This is a genomic window from Streptomyces sp. NA04227 (genome assembly GCF_013364195.1).
Taxonomy (GTDB): Bacteria; Actinomycetota; Actinomycetes; order Streptomycetales; family Streptomycetaceae; genus Streptomyces.
Genome location: NZ_CP054918.1, coordinates 448,085 through 466,378 on the forward strand (window position 1 = coordinate 448,085; position 18,294 = coordinate 466,378).

The window sequence follows — 18,294 nt, forward strand, 5'->3', positions numbered from 1 at the left end:
GGGTTCCGGCCGCTCCCCAGTACAAGGACCCGTCCCTGCGCCGTTCCGTCGCGCTGTTCCGTGCCTTCATGCGAGAGCCGTCGCACCCCGACGCGTGCTACTCGCTGCTCGCCCGTGACGCCGCCGACCAGGTCGAGTCCTACGGCGGGCCGGTCGCGGGCCGGGTCGTCGTCGACATCGGCGGTGGCGGCGGCTGGTTCACCGAGGAGTTCCGGCGCCGCGGCGCGCACGGCTACCTCTTCGAACCGGACGTGGCGGAACTCGGCGGCTGCGGCACCAGCGGCGCGGTGGTGGCGGACGGCTACCTGCTGCCGCTCGCGGACGGCGTCGCCGATGTGTCCTTCTCCTCCAACGTGCTGGAACATGTCGACGACCCGATGACCTTTCTCAGCGAGATGGTCCGTGTGACGCGTCCGGGCGGACTGGTCTACGTGTCGTTCACCAACTGGCTCTCGCCGTGGGGCGGTCACGAGTGGGCGCCCTGGCACTACTTCGGTGCCGACCGGGCGCGCCTTCGCTACGAGCGGCGCAGCGGCCGTCCGGCCAAGCACACCCTCGGCGAGAACCTCTTCCGGATCGATGTCGGCAAGACCCTGCGGCAGGTGCGCGAGCGCACCGACGTCGACATCGTCGCGGCCCGTTCGCGCTATCTCCCCTTCCTCGCAGGTGCGGTGACCCGTGTGCCGGGGCTGCGCGAGATCTGTACCTGGAACCTCCTTCTCATCCTCAGGCGGAGCACATGACGAGCACCATCCAGGCCCCTCCCCCCGCGGCCGCCGGTCCGGCGCCGTCGGCACCGGGCCCCTCCGGCGAACCGCGGTCCAGGAAGTGGCTGTTCGGGTTCTGGGCCGTGGTCTTCGTCCTGCTGCTCGCGGTGTCCCCGGGGCGGCAGACCTTCGACACCAAGCTCGGTGTGACCACCGACCCGGGGCGCTTCCTGGCCGACTTCGGTGACCTCTGGCACGACGAGGCCGGATTCGGCGGCATCCTCAACCAGTACGTGGGCTACGCCTTCCCGATGCTGCCGTTCCACGGCCTGGGCAGACTGCTCCACATACCGGTGTGGCTGACCGAACGGCTGTGGCTCTCGCTGATCGTGACGGCCGCCTTCTGGGGCGCGGTGCGGCTGGCGGAACGCCTCGGCTTCGGCACCTCGACGACCCGGCTGCTCGGCGGCGCCGTGTACGCGCTGTGGCCGACGTTCACCATCGTGGTCGGCTCCACCTCGGCCGCGGCGCTGCCCGGCGCGGTGCTGCCGTGGGTGCTGCTGCCGCTGACCAACGAGAACCGCAGCGCACGTGTCGCGGCGCTGCGTTCGGCTCTGATCATCCCCTTCATGGGGGGCGTGAACGCCGCCTCGACCCTGGCCTCGCTGCTTCCGGTCGGCCTCTACCTGCTGTCCCGGCCCGCCGGTCCCCGGCGCCGCAAGCTCCTCGCCTGGTGGATCCCCGGAGTGCTGCTCGCCACCACCTGGTGGATCGTGCCGCTGCTCATGCTGGGCATCTACGGCGAGAACTTCATGCCGTACGTGGAGACTTCGGCGACGACGACCGGCACCATGTCGGCCACCGAGACGCTCCGCGGAGCCGGCAACTGGGTCGCCTATCTGCACTTCGGCGAGGCCTGGCTGCCCGCCGGATGGACCGTGGTCTCCTCGGTCTTCGTGGTCGTGGGCACCGCCGTCGTCGCGGGCCTGGGTCTGGCCGGTCTGGCCCGCCGCGACCTGCCCGAGCGCCGCTGGCTGGTCCTTGTCGTGCTGAGCGTCGCGCTCGTCACCCTCGCGGGCTACGGCGGCGCGCTCGGCGCGCCCTTCCACAGCACCGTTCAGGACCTGCTCAACGGTGCGCTGGTGCCGTTCCGCAACATCTACAAGTTCCAGCCGGGGCTCGCCCTCGCGCTCGCGCTGGGCCTCACGCACCTGCTCGCCGTCGCCTTCGAAAGCAGGCAGGCGGCCCGGCTGCCCAACCGGCGCCTGGCTCCGCTTGCGGCGACCGTCCTGGTGCTGCCCGCGCTCGCGCTGCCGTACGTCAACGGCTCGATCCTGCAGCCCGGTTCCTTCAAGGAGCTGCCCGCGTACTGGAAGAGCACCGCGGACTATCTTCAGGCCCAGTCCCCCGACTCCCGTGCCCTGGTGGTGCCCGCGACCGCGCACGGCATCTACACCTGGGGCTCCCCCATCGACCAGCCGCTCGACGTGCTCGGCCGCTCCCCCTGGGCGCAGCGCGACTACGTGCCGTTCGGCAACCCGGGCAACCGCCGCGCGATGGACGCGGTGGAGCAGGCCCTGATGACCGGTGGTGAAGTACCGGGCCTGGCGGACTACTTGGGCCGGGCCGGACTGCACTACGTCGTGGTGCGCAACGACCTCGACCCGGACCAGCTCGGCCACGTACCGACGACCACCGTCAAGCGGACGCTGGCCCAGTCCGGCTTCCAGCGGGTCAAGGGCTTCGGCCCGATCACCACCGGTGGCCGTATCGCCGAGGACACCCCGCTCCAGGTGGAGGGGCTCTTCCCCCGCCAGCGCGCGGTGGAGATCTACGCCCCGGCCGACTCCGCCGTCGAGCAGCCAGGACGCGCGGAACTGCGCGCGGTCTCGGACACGGCGGTCGTCTCCGGCGGTCCCGAGTCGCTGCTCCAGCTCTCGGCGGACCCGGCCATGCGCGACCGTCCGGCCGTGCTGACCGGTGACGAGCACCCCGGGGTCGACAAGCCCGCCGTGCAGGTCAACGCGGACGGCCTGCGCCGCGCGGACACCCGCTTCGGTCTGGTCAACTCCAACACCTCGTACACCTACACGCCCACCGAGCGCAACGCCCCCGAGGCGTTGCAGGACCCGGGCGACAAGCCGAAGCAGATCCTCCCCAGGGAGGGCACCTCGCACCAGACGGTGGCGGAGATCGAGGGCGCGAAGGCGGTCACGGCCTCCTCCAGCGGCAACTGGCTCTTCCACCTGCCGCAGTACGACCCGGTCAACGCCTTCGACGGCAACCCGGACACGGCGTGGGCCGAGGGCTCGGCGGGCAGTCCCGAAGGGGAGTGGCTGAAGGCCGAGTTCGACGACAGTACGGACATTCCGTCCAGCTTCGCCGTCACGCCGCTGCCGCAGCAGGGCGTGCGGTCGGCGCCGACCCAGGTCCGCGTGGAGACCGAACAGGGCAGTGTCACCAGCTCCTTGCAGCCCGACGGCAGCAAGCAGAGCCTGGCGGCGGCCCCGGGCAAGAGCCGCTGGATCAAGCTCACGATCCTTGACGCGCAGGCCGCGCACAGCGGTCTGACCGGTGCCGGGTTCTCCGAGATCTCGATCCCGGACGTGAAGATGACCCGGCTGCTCAGGCTCCCCACCGACGGGAAGTCCGCCGGCGCCGACAGCGAGGTCGTCTCGCTGCACCGCACCGCCGACCCCGGTGGTCTCTCGCCCGCCGGAACCGAGCCGGGGCTGCACCGCACCTTCTCCACGTCCGAGTCGCGGCCGTACCGCGTCGACGCCCAGGCGGTGCCGGTTCCCGGTGACGCACTGGACAAGCTGCTGTACGAGGTGGCTCCGGAGCAGCGGCGACGAGTGGTGGCGAGCGCCGACTCGACCTCGCGCCTCAACCCGGACATCTCCGCGCGCAACCTGACCGACGGAGACCTGGCGACGGCCTGGATCGCCGGGGACCGCCCGGTGGTTCACCTGAAGTGGCCGGACAAGAAGAAGATCGACGCGATCGTGCTGCCCGCGGCGGGCGGTCTGTCGACGCGGCCCGAGGAAGTGCAGATCAACACTCCCACCGGAGCGCTGATCGCCAGTGTCGACGAGAACGGCTGGGTCCGCTTCCCGGCGGTCACCACCAACCAGCTCGACATCACCATCACCCGGACCGCGCCGCTGACGGTCCACAACCCGGTGGCCGACGAGGACCTCCAGCTTCCGGTCGGCCTCAGCGAGGTGTACGTACCGGCACTTGAGGACTACCGGACGCCGACGCCGAAGGCGTCCCGTACCTTCGCACTCCCCTGTGGCGAGGGTCCGCCGCTGGCCATCGACGACCAGTTGCACGCCACCAGTGCCCGGGGCGCCGTGCGCGATCTCGTGGAGCGGCGGCCCATCGAGGTGACGCTGTGCCAGGAGAACAAGGAGAACGCCGAACTGCCCATGGACGCGGGCAAGCACCGGGTGCAGACGGCGGGCACGGGTCCGCTCGCCGTGAGCGACCTGACGTTCACGCACGGCGGCGGCGAGGCGGCGGCTTCGGCGGCGCGTCCGCTGAAGGTCCTGGACGGCGGCGGCGACGACCGCACCATGCGGGTCGGCGCGGGCGAGGCCACGTACCTCACCACCTTCGAGAACCACAACAAGGGCTGGACCGCCACGCTCAACGGCAAGAAGCTCGAGTCGCTGCGTCTGGACGGCTGGCAGCAGGGCTTCCTGGTGCCGGCCGGTGCGGGCGGCACGGTAGAGCTGCACTACGAGCCGGCCGACACCTACCGGGCCGGGCTCATCGGCGGCGCGGCCGGAGTGGTCCTGCTCGCGGCGCTGGTGCTCTGGCGCCGCAAGGCCGAGAACCCCGACGAGCCGTCGGCGGCACCGGCCGGACCTGGCCTGATCCTCGGCACCGTGGCGCTCACTCTGGTGGGCGTGGTGATCGCGGGACCGCTGGCGCTGATCGTGCCGGTGCTCGCGGTACTCGCCCGGTGGCGGCACGAGCTGCTCGTGCCGCTGGCGCTCGGCTCCATGGTGATCGCCGGTGCGGTGGCCGCCACCGGAGCCGGTGAGTCCCCCGCCGCCGAGGAGGGCGCGTTCGGTCCCGTCGCCCAACTCTTCGCGCTGATCGCCCTGTTCGCCGCGCTGGTGAGCGTGCGCCGGGGCGACGAGAGCGGGCAGGCGCACGGTTCCCACGGCGGGGGCGGCAACGACACCCTCGAACTGCCTCAGCAGTCCGGTGGCGCGCACGCGGCTCCGCGCGGCCGTCGGCGGGAGGGTCCCGAGCAGGCGCCGGAACTGCCCCGCCGCAGCGGCTGGACGTCCGGACCCACCCTGTCCGCCCGCGAGCGGACGGCGGAGCGGGCACCTGAGGCCCCCCGGCAGGAAGGGGAACCGGGATGACCGCGGTGGAACCCGCCGTGTCACGCGAGGCGGGGCCGCCGCGCCGGGTGCCCTTCCCGGTCGTCGACGAGATCTCGCGGCACTGCCTGGACCCGGCGGAGCCGGAGACGGTGCACATCGAGGTGCACCTGCCCGGACGGCTCGATCCGGAGCGGTTCAGGGCGGCGTTCACCGAGGCACTGCTGCGCCACCCCGGGGTCCTCATGCGCGAGGCGCCCGGCGGCTGGTACCGACGGCGCTACGAATGGGAGTTGACGCGGCGGCCGGAGGTCGAGACGGTGACGTTCTCGGCCTCCGGGCCGGGGGCCCTGGAACGGGCCAGGACCCGGGCGCTGACCTCGGCGCCGTCGCTGGCGCAGTCGCCACCGGTGCGGGTGGAGGTCGTCCAGCCGCCCGAGGGCACCGAGGCGACGGACGCGCCCGGTGACGGGCCGGTCGCCGCCCTGATCGTCACCCTCAATCACACCGCGCTCGACGGCCCGGCCTGTATGCGCATCCTGGCCACCGCCGCCGCGTTGTACGGCGGAGTCGACAACGAACCCCCGGTGCTCGCGCCCGCGCGCCCCGGGGGTGCCCCGCCCGGTTCCGCGCCCGCCCCGACCGCGGCGTCCTCGGCGTTCACCCTGCCCGCCCGGGTGGCCCGGGGCAATCCTGGTTCCGGGGCGGGCAACGCGATGCTGGTCATGGAACTGCCGGTGCCGGGGCGGCCCAAGGGGGCCCCGTACACCGTCAACGATCAGCTGATGGTCGCCACCGCGCTGACCGTCGCGGAGTGGAACGAGCGGCGGGGCGCCCGGCCCCGGCCGCCGCGGATCACGATGCCGGTCGACGATCGCAGCCGGGGCGCCGACATGCCCATCGGCAATGGCACCCGCCTGGTCGAAGTGCCGTACGCCCCCAGGGAGTTGAGCGAGTTCGGCATGGCGGAGCTGCTGCGCAGGACCGCCGACCGCACCCGGCTGCTCAAGGCCAGGCCCGGTCCGCAGCTCGGTCGCGCGGCCACACTCCTCGCCGCGCCCGTGCTGCCGGTCGCCGCGCGCGCCCTGCTGGTCAGGTCGGTGCGCAGACTGTCCGCGCCGCTGGCGTCGACCACGCTGCTCAGCAACATCGGCCGTATCCCGTATCCGCTGGACTTCGGCGACGCGGGGCGCGCCCGTGCCGTGTGGTTCTCCGCCCCCGCCCGCCTGCCGCGTGGCCTGTCGGTGACCGCCGCGTCCACCGACGGGAAGCTGCATCTCGCCCTGCGCTGGTCGAGGTCCCTGCTCGGACCGGCGGACGGGGCGGCACTGCGCGACATCTTCGTCCGCCATCTCGCGTCCACAGCCGTGGACGCACGGCCTGCAACCGTCCCGCCGCAAGCCTCCGGGAAGGGCTCATGACCACCACCACCGAGTCCAAGCGCGACAGCCTGCGCGACTTCTACGAGAACCCCTCGGTTCCCGTCGCGTCCGGCGATGCCCGCAGCATCCGCCAGGCCCGGATGCTCGCCGAGGTGCTCGGCCCGGCCACCGACGGGGCGGCCACCGTCCTGGACGTGGGCTGCGGGGACGGCTCCGCCGCCTCGGTGGCCGCGCCCCTGCTCGCCGGTCACCGCCTGGTCGGGGTCGACTGGTCGCAGGACGCGCTGCGCCGCGCCAAGACCCATCTGCCGCACGCCGTACGGGGTGAACTGACCGACGGCGGGCTGCCGTTCCCCGACGGCTGCGCGGACGCGGTCCTGTTCAGCGAGGTCATCGAGCACCTCGTCGACCCGGACTCCGCCCTCGACGAGCTGCGCCGGGTGCTCCGGCCCGGCGGCCATCTGATGCTGTCCACCCCGAACCTGGCCGCCTGGTACAACCGCGGGCTGCTGCTCGCCGGAGTGCAGCCGGTGTTCTCCGAGGTCAGCCTGCGTGGCATCCACGGCAGGCCCGGCTCGGAGGTGGTGGGGCATCTGCGGCTGTACACGGCGCGCGCTTTGAAGGAGTTCGTGGCCGCCTCCGGGTTCGAGGTGGTCAAAGTGGCGGGCGCTCCGTTCCACGGTGTGCCGAAGCCGCTGCGCGCCCTCGACCGGCTCGCCTGTATGAGCCCCTCCCTCTCGTCCCTGCTCCTGCTGCACGCCAGGAAAAGGACCTGACGGGCATGTGGTGGGGTGTGGCGGCCGCACTCCTGGCGAACGTCCTCTTCAGTACGGGATTCGTGCTGGAGAAGCGGGCGCTCGGCGCGCTGCCCTCCGTCGACGTGCGCCGCCCGGCGCAGCTGATCCGGCTGGTGCTCGGCAGCCCCCTCTGGTTCGCGGGGGCGCTGGCCCTCGCGGCGGGCTTCGGTGCGCAACTCCTGGTGTACCGCACCCTGCCGGTCGCCGCCGCCCAGGGCATCTTCGTCTCCGGTCTCGTCCTCCTGTTGCTGCTCTCCTCGCGGCTGCTCGGCGAGGAGACCTCGGGGCGGGAGCGCGGGGCGATGGCCGTGATCCTGCTCGCGCTGCTGATGATCGTGCTCTCGCTCGGCGCGGGCACGGACACGATCGGCGACGAGGCCTCCGCGCCGGTGATCCTGGCGATCGGGGTGCCCTCCATCGCCCTGAGCCTGTCGCTGTACGCGGGCGCGGAACGCCGAGCCCGCCGCCGCCACCGGCTGCCGACCACCGGAGTCCCCTACGGCGTGGCCCTCGGCATCCTCTACGGCGTCAGTTCGCTCGCCATCAAGGGAGTGTCCGGTCATCTCACGGGGTTCACCGACGCCCCGGTGGCCGCGGCGGCGGACCTCTTCGGCTCCCCGTACCCCTATCTCCTGCTGTGCACCGGACCGTTCGGCCTCGTCCTGTCCCAGGCCGCGCTCCAGCGCTGCCGGGCCTCGCTGATCGTGCCCGTCTGCACCACGGTCACCTCGGTCTACACCGCGGTGACCGGCACCCTCGCCTTCGGCGAGTCCCTCCCCCACGAGCCGGTGAAGCTCGCCCTGCGGCTGGGCGGCACGGTCCTCGCCCTGTCCGTCCTGCTCGCCCTGCCCAAGCACGACGCCCCGCCGCAGCCGACGGGGCACGCACACAAGGAGCTCATCCCCCGTGAAACTTGACGACGCGTTGCTGAAGATCCTCGCCTGCCCGCTCGACAAGGGCCCGCTCCATCTGCTGCTGCCCGACGAGACGGGCACCGACACCCCGGCGCCGGGGACCGTCCTCTACAACCCACGCCTGCAACGCCGTTATCCGGTGCTCGACGGCATACCGCAACTGCTGCCCGCCTGTGGGGAGCAGGTCGACGCTCAGGAGCACGAGCGGCTCCTGAAACGGATCACCTCATGACCGTCGCCGCGCGGCTCGCTCCCTTCCTGCCGAGCCGTCTCGTCGCGGCCACGGCCCGGGTCCTGTACACCCGCTTCGAGCCCGAGCTCGCGCGCCTGGACGAACTCTGCCCGGCGGGCTGCGGCACCGCGCTCGACGTGGGCGGCTGGTACGGGCCCTGGTCGCGGCGGCTGGCACGCACGGCACGCCAGGTGGTGACCGTCGAACCCGTACCGCGTCTGGCCGGGCTGCTCAGGTCGAGCGCTCCGGCCAATATGCGGATCGTCGAGGCCGCCGCCTCGGACGTCGCGGGAACCGCGCGGTTATGGCTGCCCGCGGGCGACGGAGGCGAACGCGGTGTCTCCTCGCTCGTACAGCGCGACATCCACGGCCGCGGGATCGACGTACGCACCGTGACCCTCGACAGTCTCGGCCTGAGTGACGTCGGCTTCATCAAGATCGACGTGGACGGCAACGAGCAGGCCGTCCTGCGCGGCGCCCGGGAACTGCTCACCCGCGACCGCCCCGCGCTGTTCATCGAACTGGAAGCCCGTATCCAGCCGGTGGCGCCGGTGGTGGATCACCTCGCCGAACTCGGCTACCAGGGCTGGGTGTTGCCCGCCAAGAACTGGGTTCCCCTGAGGGACTTCGGTCTCGAAAGCCACCAGGCGGCCACCGCCCACGTCGTCCAACAGGGCCTGCTCAGACGCGTACTCCCGCTGTCGGGGCCCCGCTACGTGAACTCGGTCCTGTTCCTGCCCGACGGCCGCCGGCCTGCGGGAGCGGCGCAGGCATAGCCCTGCACGTGGCGGTGCCCCTACGGACGTGCGAGGTGGCGCCTGGTCACGCCCTCGTACGACACGGCCCGCGCCCGCATGTCGGGCCGCCCCCTCAGCCCGCCTCTTCGCCGCCGACCGCGGAGTCGTAAGCGCGCAGCGTGTCGACAAAGAGCTGTCGCTGATCCGGTGTCAGGGGAGCGAGGGCGGTGCGCCAGGCCGCCGCGCCCGGGGCGAGCCAGGCGCTGATCGCGGCCTGCTGGTCGGGTGCGATGCCGATGATCCGCCGACGCCGGTCCGCCTCGTCCTCGCGCCGCTCCAGGATGCCCTGCCTGCTCAGGTCGCCGACCAGCAGGCTCGCGGTCGTGGGGGCGATCCCGAGGCGGGCCGCCAGCTCGTTCACGGTCATCGGGCCGTCGAAGAGCAGATACGAGAGCAGCGAGAGGTGACGCGGGGCCAGCGAGAAGGACCGCAGCGCCTCGGGCACGGGGATCTTCTTGACCCGCCCCACCATCCTCGGCATGAGCAGCAGCAGATCCCGGACGGCCTCGTCGACTCCGTTCCCGGCGCGCTCAACGGCATGGTGCGCCTTGGACGTTGACACCACACACCCCTCCCCGTTTATCTTTGACCTCAAAGATGTTTTGCTTTGCTTACAAAGTGAAACGTCCCCCGCGGCACCCGCCGGTGACGAACGGAGACTCCACCATGCCTCACTACAGCGTGCACATCCGCGAGGAAGCCCTCGACGGAACGGTCGAACCGAAGCTGATCGGCGCCCTCGCCGACGCGGTCGGCACGGTCTTCGGCTCCGACTTCCGCCGCTTGGTCGGGGTGGACCTGATCGGCATACCGCAGCACCGCCGGGGCATCGGCGGGGTCCCCGCCGAGATCGACGCCCCGCTGGTCACCCTCAGCATGCGCGAGGCGGCCTACCACCTTCCCGAGGTGCCGGACGCCCCCGCCCGGCTGGTCGCCGCGACCACGGACGCGATGGCCGCTGTCCTCGGCGAGGACATCCGCAAGGAAGTGATCGTGACCATCGTGGGCGTTCCGGAAGGCCGTACCGGAATCGCGGGCGCGGTCGCCTGAGGTACGGGTGGGCCGGGACCCGCGGTTCCGGCCCACACCCGGGCGCGAGCCGCGCAGGTCGGCCGGCGAGCCGTCACCAGGGCGGCGCTCTAAGGGAGTTGCCACTCCACCGGCTTGGCGCCCTGCCGCAGCAGCAGATCGTTGGCCCGGCTGAAGGGCCGCGAGCCGAAGAAGCCGCGGTCCGCCGACATCGGCGAGGGATGCGCCGACTCGATGGACGGATAGTCGCCGAGCAGCGGCCGCAGATTGCGCGCGTCACGGCCCCACAGGATCGACACCAGCGGGCCCCCGCGCGCGACCAGCGCCCGGATCGCCTGCTCGGTGATCTCCTCCCAGCCCTTGCCCCGGTGCGCCCCGGGCTTGCGCGGAGCCGTCGTGAGCGCCCTGTTGAGCAGCAGCACCCCTTGCTCCGCCCACGGCGTGAGGTCCCCGTTCGACGGTCTGGCCGACCCCAGGTCCGCGTTCATCTCCCGGAAGATGTTCTCCAGACTGCCCGGCAGCGACCGCACCTCGGGCGCCACGGCGAAGCTCAGCCCGATGGCCATCCCGGGCGTGGGGTAGGGGTCCTGGCCCACGATCAGGACGCGTACGTCGTCGAACGGCTGCCGGAAGGCCCGCAGCACGTTCTCCCCGGCCGGAAGGTACGTCCGGCCCGCCCCGATCTCGGCGCGGAGGAAGTCGCCCATCGCCGCGACACGTTCGGCCACCGGCTCCAGAGCCTTCGCCCAGCCCGCTTCGACAAGTTCATGCAAGGGTCGTCGTGTCACGCCGCGTCACTCTACTGGCACACCCCCCACCCACGCACAACGCGGAACGCCCCCCGCACGCACGGCACTCGGCGCGTAGGCTTTCGTCCCCCGGGGATTCCCGACCGGTCGCTCCCACAGGTGAAGCGCCGGTCGCGGAGAAGCAGTCACACGGAAGCAGAAGGAAGCAGGGAGAGCCTGTTGCCGCCAGTGGTCACACCGCATCGCCGTGGTCGTCACGCCGGCCCGACTCCTCGCCGTGGAGTCCCGGAGCGCCGAACTCCCGTACCGCACAAGGCCCGTTCCCTGCCGCGCGCCGACCGGCGGCTGCCGTGAGCGGCCCGGCGGGGCAGTGGGTGCTCGGTGTGGACTCGGGCGGTTCGGGGCTGCGGGCGAGTCTGGCCGAGGGGACCGAACGCCGTCTGGGGCCGGTGCGTTCGACGGTTCCGGTACGGACCGGCGCGGACGGTATCGACGCGGGCCATCTGCTCGAACTCCTCGCGCCGCTGGCCTCGGACCTGATGGCGCGGGCGGGCACCGAGCGGCTCGCGGCGGTCGCGGTCGGCGCGGCGGGAATGGCCAGCCTCGGGGACCGGTTGCGCGCCGAACTGCCCGGCGCGCTGCGGGACACCTACGGCGCCGGCCGTCTGGCGCTGGCCGCCGACGCGGTGACCGCGTACGCCGGAGCGCTCGGGCCGCGACCCGGCGCGGTGGTCGCCGCCGGAACCGGCCTCATCGCGCTCGGCACCGACCTGCGCTCCTGGCGCCGGGCGGACGGCTGGGGTCATCTGCTCGGCGACTGCGGCAGCGGCGCCTGGATCGGGCGGGCGGGTCTCGAGGCCGCCCTGCGCGCGTACGACGGGCGCTCCGGCGGCTCCACGGCACTGCTGGAGCGGGCCGAACAGCGCTTCGGCCCCGCCGGGGCGCTGCCCGCACAGCTCTACCCACGCACCGACCGCCCCGCCGTTCTCGCCTCCTTCGCTCCGGAGGTGGCCGCCTGCGCGCCGTCCGACCCGGTCGCCGAGGCGATCCTGCGCGCGGCGGCCGAGCACATCGCGGACTGCGCGGCGGCCGTCACACCGACCACCGGGGAACCCGAACTCGCCCTCACGGGCGGCCTGTTGAACCTGGGCGAACCGCTGCTCGCGCCGCTGGGCGAGCAGCTCGCCCGGCGTGTTCCGCAGGCGCGTGCCGTTCCGGCGGGCGGCGATCCCCTGGACGGCGCGGTCCGGCTCGCTCTCGGTCTCGCCTCGGGCGACCCGGGGCTTCCGGCCGACGCGCGGATGCTCTGGCTCGCGGCGGACGACTGAGCCCGTACGCGCCCGCTCACACGCGATTCCCGCAGGTGACGCCACTGACCGGGCTCGGCGCGGACAAATCCGCACATACATCCCCCACCTGCCCCTCGCCCAACAAGAGTGGCCGGTCAGCCAGTAGCATGCGGCGCCATGAGCTCCCCCACTGGGCCCGCTGCCGGCCTGCCAGTACGAATGCCGCGACCCCGCCAGCCCGGTCGGCACCGCCGCCCGGAACCCGTGGTGGCTCCCGAGGGCGCCCCCGCGTTCGTCCTCGCCGTGCCCGGCACCCCCGGCCCGGCCATCAGGTCGCTCGCCGAGGAGGTCGTCAGCATCGCCCGCTCCGAGCTGCCCGGCCTCGACGGGCGGATCGGCTACCTGGACGGCGACGACGCCGAGTACCCCACGCTGCAGTCCGTCCTGGCGCATGCCGCCCAGGAGCGGACCGCGCGCTGGGAGCTGGCCCGCGCCGCGGGTTCGGAGGAGCCCGCGCCGGACGGACCGGTGGCCGTCGTGGTGCCGCTGCTCGCGGGTCCGGACAGCGCGCTGCTGCGCCGGATCCGGCTCGCGCTCAACGAGAGCCGGACGGCGGCGGAGCTCACCGACGTACTCGGTCCGCACCCGCTGCTCGCCGAGGCCCTGCACGTACGGCTCTCCGAGTCCGGTCTGGCCCGTGCCGACCGCGCCCGGCTGTTCACCGTCGCGACCGCCGCGGACGGGATCATCCTCGCCTCGGTCGGCGGCGAGGACGCGGCCCAGGCCGCGGGGATCACCGGGATGCTGCTCGCGGCGCGCCTCGCGGTGCCCGTGATGGCCGCGGCCCTGGACCAGGAGGGCGCGATCGCCGCCACCGCCGAACAGCTGCGGTCCTCCGGGTCCACGCAGCTGGCGCTCGCCCCGTACCTGATCGGTCCGGAGCTGGAGGAGGGGCTGCTCGCCTCGGCTGCCGCCGAAGCGGGCTGCGCCGCCGCGGAACCGCTCGGCGCCTACCCGGCGATCGGCAAGCTGGCCCTGCAGATGTACGCGAACGCCCTCGGCATCAGGACCCAGCAGCCCTCGGGCACGCCGAGCCGCTGACGGTGCTCCGCACGAGCCGTTCCCGGGGCAGGCAGGCCGCCGGGACCGGCTCAGCGGTCACCGAAGACCACACACGAGGGAGCCGGGGTCTCGACAGATCCGAGCTGCCTCGGCGTTCCGCTCTCCCGGTCCACGGCGAACCAGGTGATCTGACCGGAGCGCTCGTTGGCGGTGTACAGATGGCGCCCGGACGGTGACAGGGCCAGTTCGCGCGGCCAGTGGCCTCCGCAGGGGACGGTTCCCACGAGCGTGGGCCGTTCACCCCCGGCGTCGAGGGTGAACAGCGAGATCACGTCCTCGCCCCGGGTCGCCGTCCACAGGAACCTGCCGCGCGGGTCCACGACCACCTCGGAGCCCAGCGCGTCACCGGCCGGGGCCCTCGGCAGCAGATCGGCCTCGCTGAGCGGGTTCAGCCGCCCCTCCTCGGGGTTCCAGCGGCAGACGGTCAGGCTGGTCGTCAGCTCATTGATCACGTAGGCGATCCGGCCCTCGGGGTGAAAGGCCAGGTGGCGCGGGCCCGAGCCGGGCCGCAGCGCCGTCTCCCGGTGCAGCAGCGGGGCGCCGTCGGCGTCGAGCGCGCACACCCGCACGGAGTCGGTGCCCAGATCCACGCTCACCACCCACCGCCCGCTCGGGTCGGTCACCACCTGATGCGCGTGCGGCCCCTGCTGACGCCGGGGGTGCGGCCCCGAACCCTCGTGCTGGAGGATCCCGGACGGAACGGCGGCCAGTGTGCCGTCGGCCGTGAGCGGGACCGAAGTGATGCTGCCCGAGCCGTAGTTGGCGGTCAGGACGTGGTCCGCGTAACGGGTCAGGTGGGTCGGGCCCGCGGCGTGCACCGGGACAGGGGGCGCCGCGAGTTCCGGCTTCTCCCCGTCCGTCCGGAAGGCCGCGACCGCGCCCTGGTCGGCCTCGCTCACCGCGTAGAGCAGGGCGCCGTCCGCGGAGAGGGCCAGGTAGGAGGGGTCGGCCACCTCGTCGTTGCTGCCGAGGACGGTGAGGGCGCCGGTGCCGGGATCGACGGCCGCCTTGGTGACGCCGAGGCCGCCCGCCGTCGTGAACGATCCGATGTACGCGTAGCTGCCCGCCCCGTCACCCGTTGCCACCGCGACCCCTTCCAGGTCCGCCCAGTTTCGCCCGACGCTAACAGCGGGCACGGGTGCGCTCCGGCGCCCTGCCCCGGGATTCACCCTGCGCCCGGTGCGGCTGGTCCGCATGGGCGCAGGTGCGCGGGGCGCGGCGGGCAGGCCGGGCGGCGGTGCTCGCGGGCGGTGCGGGAGAGCGGTGGTACGAGAGTCAGGAGCCGACCTGGGGTGCGCGCGGGGACGTGTGCAGCGGTGCCGCCAGGTCGGTGAGCAGGCGTTCCAGTCCGCGCAGGTGGCGCAGGGCGGCCTCGGCTCCGGGGTGGTGGTGCGGGGACACTTCACGCTGCGCGGCCGCGGCGTCGGCCGCGGGCCGCGCGCCGGGCCGGACCAGGGCGTGCACGGCGGCCTCCACACGGTCGCAGGCGGCGGTCAGCCGTGCGTCGTGCGAGGCCTGCGGGTCCGCGGCGACGGCGGCGAGACCGCGCACTTCACGGGCGCAGTCGTCGAGCAGGGCGAGGATGTGCCGCGCCCTGGCCTTGCGGGCCCGCATCGGGTTCAGCGGGTGGAGCAGCGGGGCCAGGGAGAGGCGGGCGCGGCCCAGTACCGTCTCCAGTTCCGCGGCGAGCGGCGCCGGGTCGGCCGAGGCGTCACCGGCCAGTCTGCGGGCGGCCTCGGTGGTGCAGCGGTGCACGCTGTGCACGGCCCGCTCGATCCAGGCGTGCGTGGTCGCGTGGGTGGTGACCGGGAGGACGAAGACGACGGCGAGGACCGCGCCGGTCGCGCCGACTCCGGTCTCCGCGAACCGCAGCAGGAGCAGACTCGGCTCCAGCGTTCCGACCACGCCGTACAACAGCGAGACCATCAGGGTCACGGCGAGCATCATCCAGCTGTAGGAGACCGGCGCGGTGTAGAAGATGCCGAACACGCAGACCGCGACCAGGGCGGCCGTGGGGGCCAGGGCACCGTTCACCGGCAGCGCGACGACGAGGCCGACCAGTACGCCCACCACGGTGCCGAGCACCCGGCGGAAGCCGCGCAGCAGGGTCTCGCCGCGGGCGGAGGTGTTGACGAAGATCCACCATGCCGCGCCGACGGCCCAGTACCAGCGGTCCTGTGAGAGCAGTTGCCCCGCGCCGAGGGCGAAGGCCGCGGCGACGCCCACCTGTACCGCCTGCCGTGTGGTGGTCCGTGCCAGGCCGCTGCCCTGGGGCAGCGCCGGAGGCACGGCCGCCGGGAGGTTCCGCTCGAAGCACCAGAGTCCGAAGCGGACCGTCGAGGAGGCGAGGAGGGCGAGCAGGACCGCGGAGAAGAGTTCGGGGAGCTGGCCGGGCGTGGTGCGCAGGAACTGGGCCACAAAGAAGGTCATGAACGCGAAGACGCCCAGGGCGTGTCCGCGCGGGCCCCAGCGGCGCACATAGACGGTGGAGGCCGCGACGGCGAGGAAGACCAGGTCACGGGCGAGGGGGTGGTCGTGCAGGGGCGCTGCGAGGGCGAGTACGGGAAAGCCCGCCACCGGCAGCAGTGCCGTGGTGCGGAACTGCGCGCGCACCGTGGCGTCGGTGACCGTGAACAGGGCGAGAAGGGCGGCAAGACCGGCCACGATGACGGCCGCGAGCGAGAAACCGGTGAGTGCGCACACCGCCACCGCCAGGCCGACGCCGAGAACGGCACGGCTCGCGCTGCGAAGGCGCACCCGTCCCGGATCCGCGGCGATCAGCATCGTCTTCAGCACCCTTGTCCCCACTTGTTGTGTTCCCGGCACGAAAATGGCGCCACGGATCTCCGCAGCGCCATCGGTGCATCCATGACACCACCCGGAACCCTGTCGGCTCAACCGCAGGCCATTGCACCAAGCCATTGGCACAGCAGAGGGCAGGAAGGTCGGCCGCACAGGGAGCCAATGGACCAGGGTGTCGGCGGGAGGGCCGTGCGGAGGCGGGCAGGGTGGGCGCCGTGCGGCGCGGCCTGGGACGGCGGCCGCACCCCACGCCTCACGGGCAGCCTGCACGGACGGCTACCTCATGGACCGTCGGGCGGCATCTCATCCAGGCCGCCGCGCACACGTCACAGAGAGGGCACACCCTTCTCACTTCTACGCGCGTTCCGCACCCACTCCTCCGCGACCGAGGGAGGCAATTCCCCACACCGCCGGGACGACAATGCCCGCAGGAACTTCACTACCGCTTCACAGGCAGGGATTCCCAATAGGGCCAGTACCGGCCACGGGAATCGCGACAGCGGGCCGAAATCCGGATCGCCTGCCAATGGCCGGCAAGCCGAGCCATTGGCCACGCGACGCCGAAATACGGCAGGGGACCGCGCGAGGCGCGCCGGGGTCGCCTTCGCGAGAACCGCGCGGCGGCTCCAACACCGGTCGCACACACGGGAGTTCGGTCAGCGGACACGGACACACCGGGGTTTGGATGTAGACGCCAGCCACCGCCCGGTCGGTCGAATTCGATACGCGTGCGAGCGGAAATCGCCAAACGTCTGAAGACATCGACGATCGGCGCCAAGTGTGCGGTGTACATGGCAATGGCGCCGCGAGTCCGGCCCGGCGCCATTGACGGGCGGCGCTTCGCGGCGCCATCGATGTGCGCAAGCTAGGCCGACCGGAGCGGTGGCACAAGTGAGGGCCGAAGCGCTGAGCCATCGGTACAGTCATGAGCACCCGAACCCGACCACAGAGGAGCCGACGGCCCATGCCCGTGGACGCATTGGACACCCGGATCCTGCGCCTGCTGCTCGAACAGCCACGGACGTCGGTGCGCGAGTACGCGCGCATCCTCGGCATCGCACGGGGCACGCTGCAGGCCCGGCTCGACCGGCTGGAGCGCGACGGCGTGATCACCATGGCGGGTCCGGCGCTCTCCCCCGCCGCCCTGGGCCATCCCGTACTGGCCTTCGTGCACATCGAGGTGACCCAGGGACATCTCGACGACGTGGGTGAGGAGCTCGCCGCGATCCCGGAGATCGTCGAGGCGCACTCGATCACCGGCGGCGGCGATCTGCTCGCGCGGGTCGTGGCGCGCGACGCCGCACACCTGGAGGACGTGATCCAGCAGCTCATCCGGCTGCCGGAAGTGGTGCGCACGCGCACCGAGGTCGCACTGCGCCAGCGCGTTCCGCACCGCCTTCTGCCGCTGGTCGAATCGATCGGGCGGGCCGCACAGGAGCCGCCGACCACCGGTTCTCGTCCGACGCCGGCGCCCGGGACGCGTCCGCGGCACTGATTTCCGCGCCGCCCCGCGCTCCCCGATCCCCGGCGGTGCGCCTGACGACGGCGCCCCCGGCCGCGCGAACCGCCGCCCCCGCTACGCCTGGAAGCGGAGCGGCACGTTACATAAACAGCCTGTAAAGAGAATCGGCCAGCGAACAATCGGTAAAGGGCGAGCAGGAACGGACAAGACCGACCTTCCTTTCGCTGACGAACCGAACATTTCGCCCATCGGACTGGCATGATTCCGTCCCTCCCCGGCCATTGACGACCCGGGCAAGCAGGTGTGAAATTTCGGCAGCTCAATTCAGGGGGCAGCCTTCCCCCTGGCGCTCACCACCGCTTGTCGAGAGTTCTTCGAGATTTCGCCCAGCCGGGAGGTCGTGACGCATCCTTTTCAGCCAGGCAGGACCGGCAGGTCACAAGCAGAACATCTGTCAATTCTTGCCGACCAGGCAAGCAGGAACCGGACGCAAGCACCTCATTGCGGCGACGCTAAAAAGCGGAATCAAACATTCGGCTTCGGAGCGAGGTGAGGACTCTGCAACGCAGTGCACTGCGGCCGGGACAAGGATCGACGTGGCTCAGACCGACGAAAATCAGCCACGTCCCGTTATTCACCAAGGGTTAAGGCATCGGCGGTCCCGCACCCGCC

The 18,294-nt window shown here is 72.5% G+C and carries 15 protein-coding genes; 11 read left to right on the top strand and 4 right to left on the bottom strand.

Annotated features, from left to right (window positions below):
- Positions 1 to 68 precede the first annotated feature (68 nt).
- Genes HUT18_RS01665 through HUT18_RS01695 form a run of 7 tightly spaced genes read left to right on the top strand, consistent with a single transcriptional unit; the run spans position 69 to position 9,148 of the window.
- Positions 69 to 743 (top strand): class I SAM-dependent methyltransferase, encoded by a 675-nt coding sequence (locus HUT18_RS01665; RefSeq protein WP_254878922.1) that lies wholly within the window; start codon positions 69 to 71, stop codon positions 741 to 743.
- On the top strand, positions 740 to 5,089 hold the full coding sequence (locus HUT18_RS01670) for an alpha-(1->3)-arabinofuranosyltransferase (RefSeq protein WP_176097125.1): 4,350 nt from the start codon (positions 740 to 742) through the stop codon (positions 5,087 to 5,089). Before HUT18_RS01665 ends, HUT18_RS01670 begins: the two co-directional genes overlap by 4 nt.
- Complete coding sequence (locus tag HUT18_RS01675) at positions 5,086 to 6,468, top strand: condensation protein (RefSeq protein ID WP_176097127.1); 1,383 nt, start codon at positions 5,086 to 5,088, stop codon at positions 6,466 to 6,468. The genes HUT18_RS01670 and HUT18_RS01675 overlap by 4 nt, the downstream gene beginning before the upstream one ends.
- Complete coding sequence (locus tag HUT18_RS01680) at positions 6,465 to 7,205, top strand: bifunctional 2-polyprenyl-6-hydroxyphenol methylase/3-demethylubiquinol 3-O-methyltransferase UbiG (protein WP_176097128.1); 741 nt, start codon at positions 6,465 to 6,467, stop codon at positions 7,203 to 7,205. Before HUT18_RS01675 ends, HUT18_RS01680 begins: the two co-directional genes overlap by 4 nt.
- A 5-nt stretch (positions 7,206 to 7,210) precedes the next feature.
- Entirely contained in the window at positions 7,211 to 8,143 is a 933-nt protein-coding gene (locus HUT18_RS01685) for a hypothetical protein (protein ID WP_176097130.1), read from the top strand.
- A complete protein-coding gene (locus tag HUT18_RS01690; protein ID WP_176097132.1) occupies positions 8,133 to 8,372 on the top strand; it encodes a Trm112 family protein in 240 nt (79 codons plus the stop codon). The genes HUT18_RS01685 and HUT18_RS01690 overlap by 11 nt, the downstream gene beginning before the upstream one ends.
- Positions 8,369 to 9,148 carry an FkbM family methyltransferase gene (locus HUT18_RS01695; protein ID WP_176097134.1) on the top strand — a complete coding sequence of 260 codons (780 nt, stop codon included), beginning with the start codon at positions 8,369 to 8,371 and terminating at the stop codon, positions 9,146 to 9,148. Before HUT18_RS01690 ends, HUT18_RS01695 begins: the two co-directional genes overlap by 4 nt.
- A 94-nt stretch (positions 9,149 to 9,242) precedes the next feature.
- Here HUT18_RS01695 and HUT18_RS01700 read toward each other — a convergent pair whose 3' ends face one another.
- Positions 9,243 to 9,650: a MarR family winged helix-turn-helix transcriptional regulator gene (locus tag HUT18_RS01700; protein WP_176104229.1), complete on the bottom strand. Its 408-nt coding sequence runs from the start codon at positions 9,648 to 9,650 to the stop codon at positions 9,243 to 9,245.
- A gap of 185 nt (positions 9,651 to 9,835) precedes the next feature.
- Here HUT18_RS01700 and HUT18_RS01705 point away from each other — a divergent pair, with 185 nt between their 5' ends.
- Positions 9,836 to 10,219 (top strand): hypothetical protein, encoded by a 384-nt coding sequence (locus HUT18_RS01705; RefSeq protein ID WP_176097136.1) that lies wholly within the window; start codon positions 9,836 to 9,838, stop codon positions 10,217 to 10,219.
- A gap of 89 nt (positions 10,220 to 10,308) precedes the next feature.
- Here HUT18_RS01705 and HUT18_RS01710 read toward each other — a convergent pair whose 3' ends face one another.
- The gene (locus tag HUT18_RS01710) at positions 10,309 to 10,986 is read right to left on the bottom strand and encodes a uracil-DNA glycosylase (protein WP_176097137.1); all 678 of its coding nucleotides are present in this window, start codon (positions 10,984 to 10,986) and stop codon (positions 10,309 to 10,311) included.
- A 311-nt stretch (positions 10,987 to 11,297) separates the two neighbouring features.
- Between HUT18_RS01710 and HUT18_RS01715 the strand changes: the two genes are divergently transcribed.
- Both HUT18_RS01715 and HUT18_RS01720 read left to right on the top strand, forming a co-directional pair.
- Positions 11,298 to 12,275 (top strand): N-acetylglucosamine kinase, encoded by a 978-nt coding sequence (locus HUT18_RS01715; protein ID WP_176097139.1) that lies wholly within the window; start codon positions 11,298 to 11,300, stop codon positions 12,273 to 12,275.
- Positions 12,276 to 12,413: 138 nt separating this feature from the next.
- Positions 12,414 to 13,337, top strand: coding sequence for a sirohydrochlorin chelatase (locus HUT18_RS01720; protein WP_176097141.1), 924 nt, complete (start codon positions 12,414 to 12,416; stop codon positions 13,335 to 13,337).
- 50 nt (positions 13,338 to 13,387) lie between these two features.
- Here the strand turns inward: HUT18_RS01720 and HUT18_RS01725 are convergent, their stop codons facing one another.
- Both HUT18_RS01725 and HUT18_RS01730 read right to left on the bottom strand, forming a co-directional pair.
- Positions 13,388 to 14,443, bottom strand: a complete 1,056-nt coding sequence (locus HUT18_RS01725) for a lactonase family protein (protein WP_254878383.1) — start codon at positions 14,441 to 14,443, stop codon at positions 13,388 to 13,390.
- Between the two features lie 190 nt (positions 14,444 to 14,633).
- Complete coding sequence (locus HUT18_RS01730; RefSeq protein WP_176097144.1) at positions 14,634 to 16,154, bottom strand: FUSC family protein; 1,521 nt, start codon at positions 16,152 to 16,154, stop codon at positions 14,634 to 14,636.
- 970 nt (positions 16,155 to 17,124) lie between these two features.
- Between HUT18_RS01730 and HUT18_RS01735 the strand changes: the two genes are divergently transcribed.
- Positions 17,125 to 17,655, top strand: a complete 531-nt coding sequence (locus HUT18_RS01735) for an Lrp/AsnC family transcriptional regulator (protein ID WP_176097146.1) — start codon at positions 17,125 to 17,127, stop codon at positions 17,653 to 17,655.
- Positions 17,656 to 18,294: the final 639 nt, after the last annotated feature.

Bases quoted from the DNA above. Each gene is read 5' to 3' on its own strand.
- HUT18_RS01665 (WP_254878922.1), top strand. From the start codon at position 69: ATGCGAGAGCCGTCGCACCCCGACGCGTGCTACTCGCTGCTCGCCCGT.
- HUT18_RS01670 (WP_176097125.1), top strand. From the start codon at position 740: ATGACGAGCACCATCCAGGCCCCTCCCCCCGCGGCCGCCGGTCCGGCG.
- HUT18_RS01675 (WP_176097127.1), top strand. From the start codon at position 5,086: ATGACCGCGGTGGAACCCGCCGTGTCACGCGAGGCGGGGCCGCCGCGC.
- HUT18_RS01680 (WP_176097128.1), top strand. From the start codon at position 6,465: ATGACCACCACCACCGAGTCCAAGCGCGACAGCCTGCGCGACTTCTAC.
- HUT18_RS01685 (WP_176097130.1), top strand. From the start codon at position 7,211: ATGTGGTGGGGTGTGGCGGCCGCACTCCTGGCGAACGTCCTCTTCAGT.
- HUT18_RS01695 (WP_176097134.1), top strand. From the start codon at position 8,369: ATGACCGTCGCCGCGCGGCTCGCTCCCTTCCTGCCGAGCCGTCTCGTC.
- HUT18_RS01700 (WP_176104229.1), bottom strand. From the start codon at position 9,650: ATGCCGAGGATGGTGGGGCGGGTCAAGAAGATCCCCGTGCCCGAGGCG.
- HUT18_RS01705 (WP_176097136.1), top strand. From the start codon at position 9,836: ATGCCTCACTACAGCGTGCACATCCGCGAGGAAGCCCTCGACGGAACG.
- HUT18_RS01720 (WP_176097141.1), top strand. From the start codon at position 12,414: ATGAGCTCCCCCACTGGGCCCGCTGCCGGCCTGCCAGTACGAATGCCG.
- HUT18_RS01735 (WP_176097146.1), top strand. From the start codon at position 17,125: ATGCCCGTGGACGCATTGGACACCCGGATCCTGCGCCTGCTGCTCGAA.